This window comes from Salipaludibacillus aurantiacus, from assembly GCF_900111295.1.
Taxonomy (GTDB): domain Bacteria; phylum Bacillota; class Bacilli; order Bacillales; family Salisediminibacteriaceae; genus Salipaludibacillus; species Salipaludibacillus aurantiacus.
This window is the reverse complement of the sequence record NZ_FOGT01000025.1, coordinates 1-14,692: the sequence shown is the minus strand read 5'-3', so window position 1 is coordinate 14,692 and position 14,692 is coordinate 1. Positions and strand designations below refer to the sequence as shown.

At 45.1% G+C, this 14,692-nt stretch carries 6 protein-coding genes; 4 read left to right on the top strand and 2 right to left on the bottom strand.

Annotated features, from left to right (window positions below):
* Positions 1 to 164 precede the first annotated feature (164 nt).
* The 4 genes from BMW59_RS20040 to BMW59_RS20025 all read left to right on the top strand — a co-directional run bounded on the left by BMW59_RS20040 (position 165) and on the right by BMW59_RS20025 (position 6,077).
* Entirely contained in the window at positions 165 to 443 is a 279-nt protein-coding gene (locus BMW59_RS20040) for a heterocycloanthracin/sonorensin family bacteriocin (protein ID WP_342740579.1), read from the top strand.
* 151 nt (positions 444 to 594) lie between these two features.
* Positions 595 to 2,529, top strand: coding sequence for a putative thiazole-containing bacteriocin maturation protein (locus BMW59_RS20035; RefSeq protein ID WP_093055900.1), 1,935 nt, complete (start codon positions 595 to 597; stop codon positions 2,527 to 2,529).
* Positions 2,529 to 4,469: a TOMM precursor leader peptide-binding protein gene (locus tag BMW59_RS20030; protein ID WP_093055898.1), complete on the top strand. Its 1,941-nt coding sequence runs from the start codon at positions 2,529 to 2,531 to the stop codon at positions 4,467 to 4,469. The genes BMW59_RS20035 and BMW59_RS20030 overlap by 1 nt, the downstream gene beginning before the upstream one ends.
* A 24-nt stretch (positions 4,470 to 4,493) precedes the next feature.
* Positions 4,494 to 6,077 carry a SagB family peptide dehydrogenase gene (locus BMW59_RS20025; RefSeq protein ID WP_093055896.1) on the top strand — a complete coding sequence of 528 codons (1,584 nt, stop codon included), beginning with the start codon at positions 4,494 to 4,496 and terminating at the stop codon, positions 6,075 to 6,077.
* A 143-nt stretch (positions 6,078 to 6,220) separates the two neighbouring features.
* Here BMW59_RS20025 and BMW59_RS20020 read toward each other — a convergent pair whose 3' ends face one another.
* Positions 6,221 to 9,874, bottom strand: coding sequence for a peptidoglycan-binding protein (locus tag BMW59_RS20020; RefSeq protein WP_093055894.1), 3,654 nt, complete (start codon positions 9,872 to 9,874; stop codon positions 6,221 to 6,223).
* Positions 9,875 to 10,003: 129 nt separating this feature from the next.
* A complete protein-coding gene (locus BMW59_RS20015) occupies positions 10,004 to 14,455 on the bottom strand; it encodes a peptidoglycan-binding protein (protein WP_093055892.1) in 4,452 nt (1,483 codons plus the stop codon).
* Between the last annotated feature and the right edge of the window lie 237 nt (positions 14,456 to 14,692).

The window sequence follows — 14,692 nt, the reverse complement described above, 5'->3', positions numbered from 1 at the left end:
GATTTGGGCAATCAAATCAGTAACAATCACCTAAAGGGAATCATAGTGTGTTGAAGAGAGTAAGCGAAATGTCTGGTGTTTTTTAATGTGTAAAGGTGATTAATAATTTCCTTGAACTCTCCCGTCAGGTGTGGGATTAACCTGAAAATTAAAGACAAAGGAGAATGAAAATGTATAATTACCAAAATCAATTGCAAAATTTGGAAATTGATCAATACCAAGTTGGTGAGTTAACCCCTATGGAAGTTAATAGTGAAGATTCACGCCAGCTTGGTGCGTTTGGGGGCGGAGGCTTCTTTCGTTGTGGCGGTTTTCAATGCTTTCGTTGCTTCGGCTGCTTTTTTAACTGTTTTAACTGCTTTAACTGTTTTAGATGTCATAATTGTTTTAGGTGCCATAACTGTTTCAGGTGTCATAACTGTTCCCGCTGTTATGGAAGTTAACCTTTCTTTTAAAAAATTTAATTATTTCATGGATAAAGTGTCCCTGCATCATTATCGCAGGGGCATTACTTTTTTAGGTAATCATAAGGGACAAATAAAACTACATAAAATGGTAGTGCCTATTTTGTATCGATGAATAAGGAGGAGCTGAATGGCCAAACTTAACGCTTCCGCACGACTGAAGGTAAATAAAGATACATTTTATATACCAGATCAAGAAGGTGGTGTGTATTTTAGAAATAATGAAAGCTCCTTTCGTCTAAAAGGAAGTACCATCTATCAGTGGATTGAAACACTGATGCCGATGTTCAATGGGGAGCAAACATTGGGAAAATTGACCGAGGGACTAACAGCTCCGTATAAGAAAAGAGTTTATGAGATTGGAGAAACATTGTATCAGAATGGCTTTGTACGGGATATAAGCCAGGATCAGCCGCACCAATTAAATCCTGCAGTTTTGGAAAAATACTCGTCACAAATTGAATTTATCGAAAATTTTACAGATTCTGGTGCGTACCACTTTCAAGAATACCGCAAGGCAAAAGTTCTGGCTGTCGGAGCTGGCCCCATACTAGTGTCATTGGTAAGTGCGTTACTCGAATCGGGACTTCCTAAATGTTACTTTATGGTAACGAAATCCATGCCTGCAAATCGGTCCCGTATTGATGAACTGGTGCAGAAGGCGCAAAAAGATGACCCCGAGGTTGAGGTAATGGAGGTGTCTTTTGAAGAAGGGGATGATGTTTGGAAACAAGCGGTGCATCCTTACGATTGGGTTCTGTATGTGTCACAGGATGGGAATATCAGTGAACTAAGGAATCTTAATTTCGCATGCAAAGAAGAAGGTAAGGTCTTTCTCCCAGCCATATGTTTAGAACATGCAGGCTTAGCGGGTCCAGTCGTTAAGCCAGAATCAGATGGATGCTGGGAATCTGCATGGCGCCGCCTTCATCAGTCTGCCGTTCAAGATGATCATCAGCCTGCCAATTTCTCTTCAACTGCCGGATCGCTTTTGGCCAATGTCATTGTGTTTGAATTTTTCAAGAAAGCGGCAGGAATTTCAAGTCAGGCTCAAAGCAGCCAAATTTACCTGCTTAATCTCGAAACATTGGAAGGGAAATGGCTCTCGTACCTTCCCCACCCGTTGGTGTCGTCCAGTGTTTTAACGCCCACGCTAATTGAAGACCTTGATGTGAGGGTTAAAAATGAAAAGAACAGAAAAAATTCACCCAGTAAACTGCTGGAATATTTTAGTCAGTTAACTTCCGAAGAGGCAGGCATTTTTCATTCATGGGAGGAGCGAGATTTGCCTCAGCTTCCTCTGGCTCAGTGTTATGTTCAGGCAGTTAACCCGATGAGTTCCGGACCGGCAGCCCTTCTCTCAGAAGTTGTTTGTGCTGGCTTTACACATGAGGAAGCAAAAAGACATGCCGGACTGACTGGCATTGAAATGTATGTGTCACAGGTGGTTGATTCACATGAAAATCAGAACGACCCGCTTATACGAGAAGGATTTATGGGCATCGGTGCTGGGCAAACAATTGAAGAAGCTGTATGTCGGGGACTGCAAAACTATTTAGATGACAAGCTGAGTGAAAGAAAGGCTGATCAACCTAATCTGCACTTTGAACTGCAGCTGGACTCAATAGACGACCAGCAATGCAGATACTATTTAGATGCGCTGACTACTTTAAATGGGCCACCGGACATCGATTTAATGGAGAATTTTCTGGGCTTTCCTGTTATCCGGATAAAATCAAATGGCCAAACGTACCATAGAACAGGTTTAAATATAACGCTGGCCTTACGACAGGCATTGAAACAAGCTCATTTAAATACGCCAAACGAGCCCAATTCACTGGTAAGGGATAAACCTGTGCCAGACGGCTTTGCTGATAAAAAGAGAATCCAGCTTAAAATTCCTTCTTGTGATGGAATGACTCAATTAGAAATCTTGCAATCTTCCATCCAGATTTTAAAACAATACAAAAAACGTTTAGTTAGTTATGACCTTTCGTTCGAACCTTTTTTAAAGCATGAGCTGGCAGGGGTGTTTGGTGTACAGGTTCGAGAGGGGGACTGCTGATGGCTTCCCTGATTATAATGAATGGAAGTGGTTTATTAGCGGATGTCGTCTATCATCACTTATCCGAAAACTATCATGTAAAGCGGCAAAGTATAGGAGAAGCCGTTCCAGGTGAAACTGAATTAGCTCTCGTACTCCACGATTCATGGTATCCCTCTGTTCACCAGAAAGCGGAAGAAAGATTCAGAGAAGCAGGTATTCCATGGCTTCGGGGGTTCATGTCGTTTGGAGAAGGAATCATTGGTCCATTTGTGCGCCCCGATACACCGGGATGTTCTGGTTGTGCTGATATGCGGCGTATGATAGCGGGACCTGATCGCAAGGACATGTGGGGGCTTCAAAGGAGATTGCCGGCAGAAGAAGGGATGCATCAAGATGCCTGGACATCACGTGTTGGGCTGTCGCATATGGCTGCTTTGATCAGCCATGCGGTGCAAAGGATTCTTCAAGGAGAATCCAGCAGCTTAGAAGAAAAAATATCAATTACAAACATGAAAACGTTAGCGACCTCCCAGCACATTTTTTTGCCTAACCCAACGTGTCCGATGTGCAGTTCATTACCCGAAGATACCTCAGAATTAGCTCACATACGGTTAGAGTCCAGTCCTAAAATCAAGGAGAGCGTTTATCGTAGTCGGTCGATGGATGAATTAAAAACAGGGTTAGTCAAAGATTATCTCGATTACCGTACTGGGCTCATGAATGGAAAAATGCAGGATCTCAGGCTTCCTTTTGCTGATGTGTTAGTGAACATGCCGCTGTTTGGAGGAGACGAGGGAGTAGCCGGGAGATCTAATTCTTATGAAACGAGTGAGCTGACTGCCATATTAGAAGGTTTGGAACGATACTGCGGCATCGAACCTCGGGGAAAAAGGACAGTCGTTCATGATAGTTATGATCATTTAAAAGAATGGTCACTAAATCCTCTAAGTGTTGGGGTACACGAAACGGAGCAGTATAAAAAGCCTGATTTTCCGTTTAAACCTTTTAAGCCTGAGGAGCCAATGAATTGGGTCTGGGGTTATTCGCTGCTGGAAGAGCGGCCGATTCTAGTTCCAGAGTTACTTGCCTACTATAGTTTGAGCTGCGGGGATGGCTTTGTGTATGAAACATCAAATGGATGCGCCTTAGGAGGAACATTAGAAGAAGCCATTTTCCATGCGATTATGGAGGTTGTCGAGCGGGATTCATTCTTATTAACTTGGTATGCCAGGCTCCCCCTGCCGCGGCTTGATCTTCGTTCAGCTAACGACACAGAATTACAGCTGATGGTCGAACGTATAACTGAAGTTACCGGTTATGAGCTTTATTTTTACAATTCAACAATGGAACATGGGATTCCAAGTGTTTGGGCAATCGCCAAAAACAAAAGATCCAAAGGCGTCAACATTATTTGCGCAGCTGGTGCAAACCCTGATCCTGTCAGTGCTGTAAAAAGCTCAATTTACGAGCTTGCAGGAATGATGTTCAGGGACGATGAAAAGCTGGAGAAAAACCGAAAGAAATATAAAAAGATGCTTAAAGATCCGTTTGCAGTCCGTACCATGGAGGATCACGGGATGCTGTATGGTCTCAAAGAAGCAGAAGAACGGCTGACTTTTTTATTGGATGATCACCGCCCTTTACGTACGTTTGCTGAGGAATTTAAGGAGCCGCCGGCCAATACTGATTTAAAAGATGACCTTCAGGATATTCTTCAGAGGTTGCGCCGTGTAAACCTGGATGTGATTGTGGTTGATCAAACAACACCTGTCATTGAACGGAATGGATTATACTGTGCGAAGGTATTAATCCCAGGCATGTTGCCAATGACGTTTGGGCATCACCTCACCCGTGTGAAAGGGCTGGAAAGGGTACTCACGGTACCTGTGCAGCTGGGATATGAGAAGAAACCGTTACAGTATGAGCAACTTAATTCATTTCCCCATCCATTCCCGTAATGGAAGAGCAGGAGGGTAAACGATTTGAAGCTGGATACTTTTCTACATCACCTGCATTTTGAAACGGATAAAACCTGCCCCCCAGACTGGGAGGTAAATTGGGAGGATGCGCCGCTTCCTTATAAATTGTACCGCGGGTTACCTGAGATTGCTCTTAATACAGAAATTCCTTTAACACTTAAGAGGAGAGAAGATGGTTTAAACCCCAGTCTTCAAGAGCTTGGTCATTTCTTATGGTATGTTTACGGTCTCACTCACTACTCTCAATCTGCTTTATTTGATGGAACGAAGGAAATGAATGTGAGCTTTACGCAGTCTTTACGGAGGTTTGTTCCCTCTGGCGGGGCGTTGTACCCTAATGAATTATATGTGTATGTAAAGCTGGATGGCGCTCCCGAAGGAATTTATCATTATGATGTGGCGCATCATCGTCTTGTTTTGTTACGGGAAGGAAATTACGATTCCTACTTGTCCAGAAGCATTGACCCTAGCCTTTCTGATTCGGATTGTTTTTGCACCATTTTTGTCTCAACCGTTTTTTGGAAAAATTTTTATAAATACAATAATTTTTCTTACAGACTTCAAGGATTAGATGCAGGTGTGGTCATTGGGCAATCATTAGAAGCAGCTGGTCGGATGGGGTTCTCTTCACGGGTATATTATCAATTTCTTGACCGGGCTGTTAATCATTTACTTGGGTTATCTGACCAGGAGGAAAGCGTCTATGCGGTAATCGGATTAAGTATGGAATCACCACTTACTGGTGCTGACAACGATCAAAAAAGCGAACACATGGTTTCTGCCTCTGAATTGTGCCGGGAAGTTCCAGCGGTGACTCATCATTCCTATAATCGTTCAAAGAGAGTCATTGATTATCCGATGCTTAGAAAACTGAATGACGTATCGATGTTTGAAACAAAAAAGTCGTTTGTCAAACTAAAGAAAAATAATAATAAGGAATTTCCATTAGGTACAGAGATAAACTTGCTGCCACCTGCAGAAAGCTTATCGTTCGATTTCGCCTCTGTTTGCAGGAAGCGGTATTCTCCTGAGAGCGATTTTACCTTAGAAAAAGTAAACCAGACACAATTATCTGCTTTATTAAAAGAGATCTTTTCTTTCTCTTACCACAATGATCTTGACGATACTAAGGGGCAGATTGAGACTCGTGTTTCTTTATATGGCAGTTTTTATAATGTAGAGGGAATCCCTAATGGTGCCTATTCTTACGACGCAAAAACTCATGTGCTTCGGAGAATTTCGAAGGGGGATTACCGGGAATTTTTACAATATGGATTAACTCTGCCTAATGTCAATATGTATCAAGTTCCACTCTGTTTTCATCTCGTTGGAGAGAAGGATCACCTCAAAGAGATATTAGGATATAGAGGATACCGTATTCAGCAGATGGAAGCGGGCATTCTTGTGCAGCGGCTGCTCTTAGTGTCGTGTGCTTTAGGAATGGGAGGCCATCCATTGCTGGGGTTTGATGCAAAGCAATGTGATGAACTTTACAGGATCGATTCGAAAGGAAAAACGAGCCTGATCCAAATTCCCGTCGGGCCATACCGTTCACGCGCCTGGTTAAAAGGGAGTTTACTTAGCTAGGTAAATCAAGCAAATAAACAAGAGCATGGAGACCGTTCTCCATGCCCTTGTTTAATGTTTAAGCGATTTTAAGGTCACCACGTCTGAGGTTTCTATTTCCCAACGCGCTAGTAACCCCATTAAATCAATGTCCTCGTTTTTTTCTATCTATAAATCTTATTTAACGTCACGGTGTCTGCGATCCCGTTCGCTATGAGATTGTGATGCTGCTGGAAGTCCCTCACCACTCCTGCAGTGACTGGTCCGTAGTTCTTTGAGGGTGACTCAGGGAAGTTACCGAAACCCAGGCTTGTCAGCTGCATCTTCATTTCTCTGATTTCAGCTGTGCTTTTTCCGTCCTGGTAGATCGTATTTATATTTCTTTTGAGCACGTCCAGTGTCCGTACGTTTACCACACCTGTCGCAGGCAGGCCGTAATACTTCTGAAAGTCTTTCACGACGCCTTCTGTTACAGGCCCGTAACGGGTCGATGGACGGTTCGGGAAATTACCGAAACCTAAAAAAGTTAAGTCCTGTTTCAATGCTCTGATTTCTTCCAGGTCGTCGCCGTCTTCAAAAACAATCTGAAGCAGCTCATCTATTTTTTTCATCGTGACATGGTCAGCTGTTCCGGTAACTTGTAAGCCATTGTCGGCCTGAAATTCCTTAACGACACCTTCTGTCACCGGTCCATAACGGGTAGACGGACGCTCCGGAAAATTGCCGTACCCAAGGGCTGTCAGCTTCTGTTTGAAGGGACGGATATCAGGATGGTCATCCCCGTCCTTAAACGCTGCCTGGAGCAGTTCTTCAATTTTTTTCAAAGTGATTGGGTTGGCCGTCCCGGACACACGTAAGCTATGTGACTCCTGAAAGTCGCTCACAACCCCGCTTGTCACCGGGCCGTACCGGGTCGATGGAAACTCAGGAAAGTTCCCGAAACCGAGGGCCGTCAAATTCATTTTCATTTCTCTGACTGCCTCGCTGTCATCCCCGTCTTTAAGCGCCTTGTCCCACTCTGCATCCATTTTCCCGAGAGTAACATCATCTGCAATCCCATTAACGGTTAACCCGTAATGCTTTTGAAAGTCGTCCACTACCGACGAGGTGACAGGGCCGTACCTGTCAGACGGGCGTTCCGGAAAGTTCCCGAACCCTAAGTGTGTCAATTTCACTTTAAGCTCTCTGATAGCCGGATCGGCATTTCCATCCATAAAAATAGTGCTCAACTGCTCGTCTAATTTATTTTGCGTGTCTTCATCCGCTTTTCCTGTCACAGGCACGGAATAATACGCCTGGAATTTTTCAAGCGCCTTTTCTGTTCCATCCCCGAAATAATCTGCAGGGTCTTCGGAGCTTTCAAAGCCCAGTTTCCCCAGGTTCTGTTTCAGCTGCTTAACGCCTTCGCCCTGGTCCCCTTTCTGATAGATACCGGACCAATTGACGAGAAAGCTCTCTTTTACCGCATTACCCGCACGATCAGTTACTTCAATCGTCACCGTCGTTTCTCCCGCTCTCAGTTTGTTCGTCACAGCGAAAGAGCCATCGTCTTCAATCTCCAGGTCACCATTTCTGTAAACACCGCCGCTGTTTTCAAGGGTGTAGCCGCCGGATAGCGCCTTGGAAGCTTCACCTTCGTCTGAAAAATAGGATTTTATTTTTCCTGAAAAATGGTTGTCTGAAAGATCTTCACCCAGCAGTTCAATTTCCGGAGTCACACTGTAAGCGTGCACGGGTACGTCTTTTAAAAAATAATGAAACGGACTTGTATAAGCTTTTAACTGAACCGTGTATTTGCCGTCTGCCACTTTTTCTGTGTCGCCGGACGCATTGTCTGTGTATGTTAAATCCCAATTAAAAGATTTCCCTGACCCGCCCTCTGTAAATGGAGAAATAATGCCGATTTCCTCGCTGCCGTCTTCATCGGACAAAAGAATTTCTGTGCCGTAAACGTCTTCCGACAGCTCAAAGGTTACTTCCACACTGTTTCTCCCGCTGTTAAAGATGTCCGGTGAGACAGCGGCCGACTCAATAACGCTAGACACCGTCCCGACTTCCACCCCGAAAGGCAACGTCAATTCCGGGTACCCGTCAGCCGACAAGGTCAGATACCCTTCATAGTAGCCGGGCTCACTAGTATTCTTACCTTTTAGAACAACTGGCATGTCCGCCGTTCCGCCGGCCCCAACAGAAATCCTTTCCGGCATATCGAGGCTCACTCCCTCGTTGCCCATAGAGTCTTTAAGAAAGCGCCAGGACACCTTATATTCCACCGGCTGGTTACTCGTGTTCATCAGCTCGAGCGTTTTCTCTTGGCTGTAATACCCGCCCATTTCAACTGAACCGAAATTGATGCTTCCTGTCCGGTGAACCAGTTCTTTATTTTCTTCCCCTTGTCTGTACCGGATGGTGTCCTGTACAGTCGCAGTCACCGGTGTTTCCAATGCTTTCATAGCACGGACAGCTCCGGCTCCTATCTCATTCACTCCGCCGCCATCGAATAAAACCCCTGTGTTCATTATTTTCGCTTTAATGTCCTGAGCCGTCTGGCTCCTGTCAGCTTCAAGCAGCAATGCTGCAACACCGGTAATGAAAGGCGCGGCCATACTGGTGCCATTATAATAGCCGTAAGCCTGACTGTAGTCATCTGTGTTCGCCCGTGATAAAGACGTGGCGGAATACACACTGTAGCCAGGAGCTATAATATCCGGCTTAATATCATACGTTCCGTTCACCGGTCCTCTTGAAGAAAAGGGAGCGAGGCTTTCAGCACCGTTCCTAAGGGAAGCTGCAGCCACTGAAATAGCGCTTGCCGCTGTCCCCGGGTCGCCTACTGTCATTGGCCCAGGCCCTGCGTTTCCATTCGCCACAACGACAACCATCCCGCTTTTGACAGTTTGATTAATCGCTCTCGTTAATGGAGTGTCTGCCTCGTTAACCTTGCTTGACAAGGAGAGGTTTAGAATGTCGAGGCTATCGGCTGATGCCTGCTCCAGCGCTTTTAATAGATCCGCCGTCCTCCCCCGGTCATTGTTATCTATGACACGGTAAACATAAAGGTCAGACTCGAAAGCAACCCCTTTCACACCTTTATCTTCTTCCGAACCGCGGCCCGCAATGATTCCGCTGACGTTCGTTCCGTGCGTTGTTGTCACAGAACCGTGGCCTTCAAGCGGTGTCGTCTGCCCGTCGTTAACATAGTTTTTCCCGCCTTTATAGGCGTCTTCAAGATCAGGGTGATGGTAATCAATTCCGGTGTCAATGACTCCGATTTTAATGCCAGCCCCTGTTAAACCCAGGTCCCATAATTGGCTAACTTCTATTGTCTTATTTTCGTCATATGTCGGTTCATAGTCATCGTCATCCTCAAAAAGCACTTCGTATTCCTGATCCGGATAGACGCCTGTTACACCATCAAATTGCGCCAGTTTCTCAATATCCCTGGCGGACACTTCCATGCTGAACCCGTTGAATATCTCTTCAAACCGTTCCAGGCCACTGTAGTCAATGCCTTTGTTTTCGAGGTAATTCAGGAACGCTTCCGCTTCATCACGAAGTTCTTTTTCAGCTGCTGCTGTCTCAAAAACCGTTTTATTTTCGTCTGCTTCTGATTTTTTTACAGCTAAAGGGGTGTCAGTCAATTCTATAATGATATTTATCCGGCTGGATGAGTTTATATCGATCTGTGAATCTATGTACGGGACTGCGTCCGGCTTGTCTGAACCTGCCGCCGCTGCCGTTGCGAACAGCACTGTCCCTGCAAAAATTACGATCACTGCCCACAAACCTGCCAGTCTTAATTGAATACCTGTTCTCATCTGAACACCCTCTTTTGAATAAATTAAAAAAATCGCAGGAGTTCTCTAAAAAGAACCCCTGCGATAATTATACTTTATTCTTTTCACAAAAACTCATAATTTTTCACAATTGTGAATTAGTACCTAATTTTATCTTTTGTAATTTGGTACTTCCAATGGCAGATACGGATTTTCGATCTGGTCATACAACGACTTAATCATTCTTGTCTGTTTATAAGCCCAGCCAATATCTGTCGCGTATTGATAAAAAGAGGACCTGGCAATTCGGACATCGCTGCTTACCGCTGCTTCGTGAAAATCCGGATCCCATCGCATCTTGTAAAGAGTATCTTGTCCTCTTTCAAGATAGTTATTGGAAATGAACTGGGCGCCGCCTCTAATTGACGCTTCAGGTGTAAACCATCCTTCACGGAAGGCTCTTACTGATCCTCTTGTATAAGGATCGCTATCCACTGCTTCAATGCCGAACATGTTATACGTTTGTCTTAACGTCATTCCATTCGTATCGAAATTGTCATCTCTTGTTCTTACCCAGCTCCAGCGGTTAAGTCTGTCATTATATACTCTTTCGAGAATATACGTCGCTTTTCCGCTTGATGTTGGCCGGATAGACACCCACTTGTTTGTGCTGACCTGGCCGACTTCGATTGACCCGTTGGAAAGGATCGATGTGCCGTGCCCGGTTTCCAGAAGCGCGTGGGAGATTAAATAAATATCATTGACCCCGTTTCTTTCCGCGGCGTCTTTAAACGTGGCTCCCGTATGATGAAGGATGCCTTTCCCGCTTAAAATCTTGTTCAGCTGGGTCGCTGATACTCCGGAAGTCTGGGATAATTTTAAGAATTGATACATGTCCCTGCTCGAAGGATCAAGAGAAAAGTTTAACGGATCAAGGTAATACCTCACATCTTCTCTCTTCGCATTTTGCCAGCCGCCCCCATATAAATCTGTTTGAGGACCGAGAGTCATTTGCCTGTCCAGCATTTGCTCAATCGTCATATCGTACGACCGGGTATATCCCGTGCCGCCCTGCTTATTAAGCTCTGAATTGATCTTCATTAAAGTCACTGGATCGCCTATCCCGTTCACAACAAGGTGGTGATAAGCCTGAAACTCTCTAACTACGCCAGCAGTTACTGAACCATAAGAGTTGGAAGGGTTGCTCGAGAAGTTACCAAAACCTAATCTCGTCAAATTCAGTTTTAAGTCTCTTACACCCTCGTGGCTCTTACCTTCCTGATAAGAAGAGGCAAGGACTTCATCGATATAATCAAGCGTGGCCTGCTCTGCTTCCCCTGTCACTGCTAATCCGTAATAGTCCTGAAACACTTTAACCACACCTTCTGTTACAGAACCGTAGCGGTTAGACGGGCTTTCGGGAAAGTTGCCAAAACCTAACGTCGTAAGATTCTTTTTCAATTCAACGATTTCGTCTCCTGCATCTCCATCCTTATAAGGGACAGAGAGCTTGTCTGACACCTCGCGGATATACGTTTTGCTGACATAAGCAGGTGACGCTGTAATTGACGAATGGCTGATACGGTACCAGTGGCCTGTATCTTCCAATAAGTTTACTTCCGTTCCGTTTGCCAGCGTGCCAATGATGCTGAAACTCGTTCCAGGACCCTGACGGACATTAAGATTTGACGCTGTGACGACGCCTTTCCCAAGGTTAGGAAGGTCAGGAAGCAGGCTCTCAATTTTTGCCAGGGTAACGGAATCTCCTATCCCGTTAACAACCAGTTCCTGTGATTCCTGGAATTCCGAAACGACACCTGATGTCACTGAGCCGTAACGGTTAGACGGAAGGCTTGGGAAGTTGCCGTAGCCCAACTGTGTTAAGTCCTGTTTAAATCCCACGATATCATCGTGAGCCTGTCCATCACGGTAAATGGTATTCAATTCCTGCTTCAGCTGATTCATTGTCCGCTGATCAGTAATACCTGTCGCATTTAAACCATAGTAGTTTTGAAAATCTTCAACAACTCCCATCGTTACCGGGCCATAACGGTTGGACGGACTCGATGGGAAATTGCCGAATCCAAGCGTTGTTAAATCTATTTTCAATTCACGGATCAGGTCGCCGACATCTCCATTCTCATAAGGAAGAGATAGATTGGCATTATGATATTCCAGTGTCCGTTCTTTCAGGCGCCCCATTGTTATCGAGTCGCCAATTCCATTTTCCACAAGCTCCTCAGCTTTTTGAAATTCAAGGAGAACGCCTTCCGTTACAGGACCGTAGCGGTTTGACGGTTCTTCCGGGAAGTTGCCGTAGCCTAACCTTGTTAAATCCTGTTTGAAAGAAACTATGTCTTTGTGGGCCTGACCGTCACGGTATATCGTGTTCAGTTCCGCTGCGATACGGTCATATGTCTTCTTGTCTGTCTCGCCTGTAACGTTTAATCCGTAGTACTCCTGAAAATCTCTCACGACTCCCATGGTTACCGGACCGTAACGGGGTGATGGGCTTGATGGAAAATTGCCGAACCCGAGACGGGTTAAATCTTGTTTGAGGGTAACAATGTCATCCCCGCTGTCTCCGTCTTCATATGGAAGGGTCAGATTAACAGTGGCGTAACGTTCCTCAAGATAGCGTGTTTCAAGCAGGGCAACTGTCACCGAATCACCGATTCCGTTAACTGTCAGGTCTTCACTGGATTGAAATTCTGTGACCACACCTTCTGTTACAGGACCGTAGCGGACAGACGGATCCTCTGGGAAATTCCCGTAGCCAAGATATGTCAGCTTCTCTTTGAGCTCTGTAATATCCTCATCGGCCTGGCCGTCCCGGTAAATTGTATTTAATTCCGCTACGATACGATCATAAGTTTCCTGGTCTGTCTCGCCTGTCGCGCTTAATCCGTAGTACTCCTGAAAGTCTTTAACGACTCCCATTGTTACCGGACCGTAGCGGGTTGACGGGCTCGAAGGAAAGTTGCCAAACCCAAGACGGGTTAAATCCTGTTTGAGGGTGTCGATGTCCTCTCCGCTGTCTCCGTTTTGATAAGGGAGGGTCAGGCTTGCTGTCGCATACCATTCTTCTAAATAGCGTTCTTCCAGAAGTGCGACTGTCACTGAATCACCGATCCCGTTCACTCTCAGATTTTCACTATATTGAAATTCTTTAACGACGCCTTCTGTCACAGGGCCGTAGCGGTTCGACGGACTTGATGGGAAATTCCCGTAACCAAGGACGGTCAGCTTCTTTTTCAGCTCAACTATGTCCTCGTCGGCTTGGCCGTCCCGATAAATTGTGCTCAGTTCCGCAGCAATCCGGTCATATGTTTCCTCATCTGTTATACCGGTTGCATTTAATCCATAATACTTTTGAAATTCTTCAACGACTCCCATTGTCACCGGACCGTAGCGGTTTGACGGGACTGATGGGAAGTTGCCAAACCCGAGACGGGTTAAATCCTGTTTAACGGTAACGATGTCCTCTCCGCTGTCCCCATCCTCATAAGGCAGCGCGAGTGGTTCCTCCACAGTCATCAGCGACATGCTGAAGGCTGAAGAGTCCGTTTCCTCTGAGTCTTCGAGGTCTTTTTCTTCTCTCTTTTCCCCGTCTTTATCAGACTCAGGTTCCAGGCTTTCCTGTTCGGTTTTTTCTGCTTCTTCATTTGTTTCTCCAGAAGCGTCCTGGTTCTCATCAGCAGCTGGATCGCTTTCGTCTATTTCTTCTGTTTCGTTACTTTCCTCTTCAGCTGCCTCTTCTTTTTCCTCAGCCTCTTCTTCATCTTTCACTGAGTTTTCTTCTTCACGGACATTTGTTTCGGAGGACTGTTCTTTGTCTTCTGTTTCAGAAGACTCTTTACTCTCCTCTGTGTCAGGAGACTTGTCTATTTCTTTTTCCTCTGTTTCCTTCTCATCAGGTTCCTCTTCGGTCACAGTATCTTCTTCAGCTGCTTCTTCTTCAGTGGACTCTGATTCTTCAAGGTCTGTATTAACGGTGTGTTCCTCGTCGTATTCTTCAACAAGTGACATAAGAACCTCGAGAGTTTCTTCATTGATTGCTCCTGTGACTTCAAGCTCCTCTGTTTCCTGGAACTCTTCCACAATCTGCTTTGTCAGTTGTCCGAAATACGGAGAGGGCTCCTCAGGGAAATTTCCGTATCCTATAAATGACAGAGTCATTTTCAGATCAGTAATTTCCTCAGACTCATCGTCAATACTGTAAAGAATGTTTAATTCGTTTTCTAAATAGTCTGCCAGCAGGTTTTGAGTCGTCTCGTCATATTCCCCTGTCGTCTCCAATTCTTGTGAACTTTGAAACTCTGTAACTGCGTCCCTCAGTTGTTCATCGAATCGGGCGTCCAATTCCTGTTCTTCTTCCAGTTCATAGAAACCGGCCAGGATCAGTCTCTCTTTGAGAATGATAACTTGTTCGTCCTCATCTCCCTCCTTTAATGGCAGTTCCCGGGTTTCTTCTTTGTCCCGGTCAGGCACTTCATCGTCTTCATAAAAATATTTTTCTTCCTGGGCCGAAACCTGGCCACCGCTTATAGCTCCGAAAGAACTGAAAGCAAGAAGAAAACAAATGAAGAGAATGAAAGACCTTTTCAGTTTTTTCCTCACCACTTATTCATCACTCCTCTCCATCGTGTATTATATCGGATAATGTCGTAAAATTTAAATACTTTTTTAGATAATTTTGGTTATTTTTCGACTTTCCTGCGAATTTTCTATATTAGTATAAAATTACATAATAAGGTAAACACCAAATCGAGTAGGAGGAGGGTTCGACCCTCCGTCCTCTCACACCACCGTACGTACGGTTCTCGTATACGGCGGTTCAATGAGTTGAGTGATGCTTTT

Bases quoted from the DNA above. Each gene is read 5' to 3' on its own strand.
- BMW59_RS20040 (WP_342740579.1), top strand. From the start codon at position 165: ATGAAAATGTATAATTACCAAAATCAATTGCAAAATTTGGAAATTGAT.
- BMW59_RS20035 (WP_093055900.1), top strand. From the start codon at position 595: ATGGCCAAACTTAACGCTTCCGCACGACTGAAGGTAAATAAAGATACA.
- BMW59_RS20030 (WP_093055898.1), top strand. From the start codon at position 2,529: ATGGCTTCCCTGATTATAATGAATGGAAGTGGTTTATTAGCGGATGTC.
- BMW59_RS20020 (WP_093055894.1), bottom strand. From the start codon at position 9,874: ATGAGAACAGGTATTCAATTAAGACTGGCAGGTTTGTGGGCAGTGATC.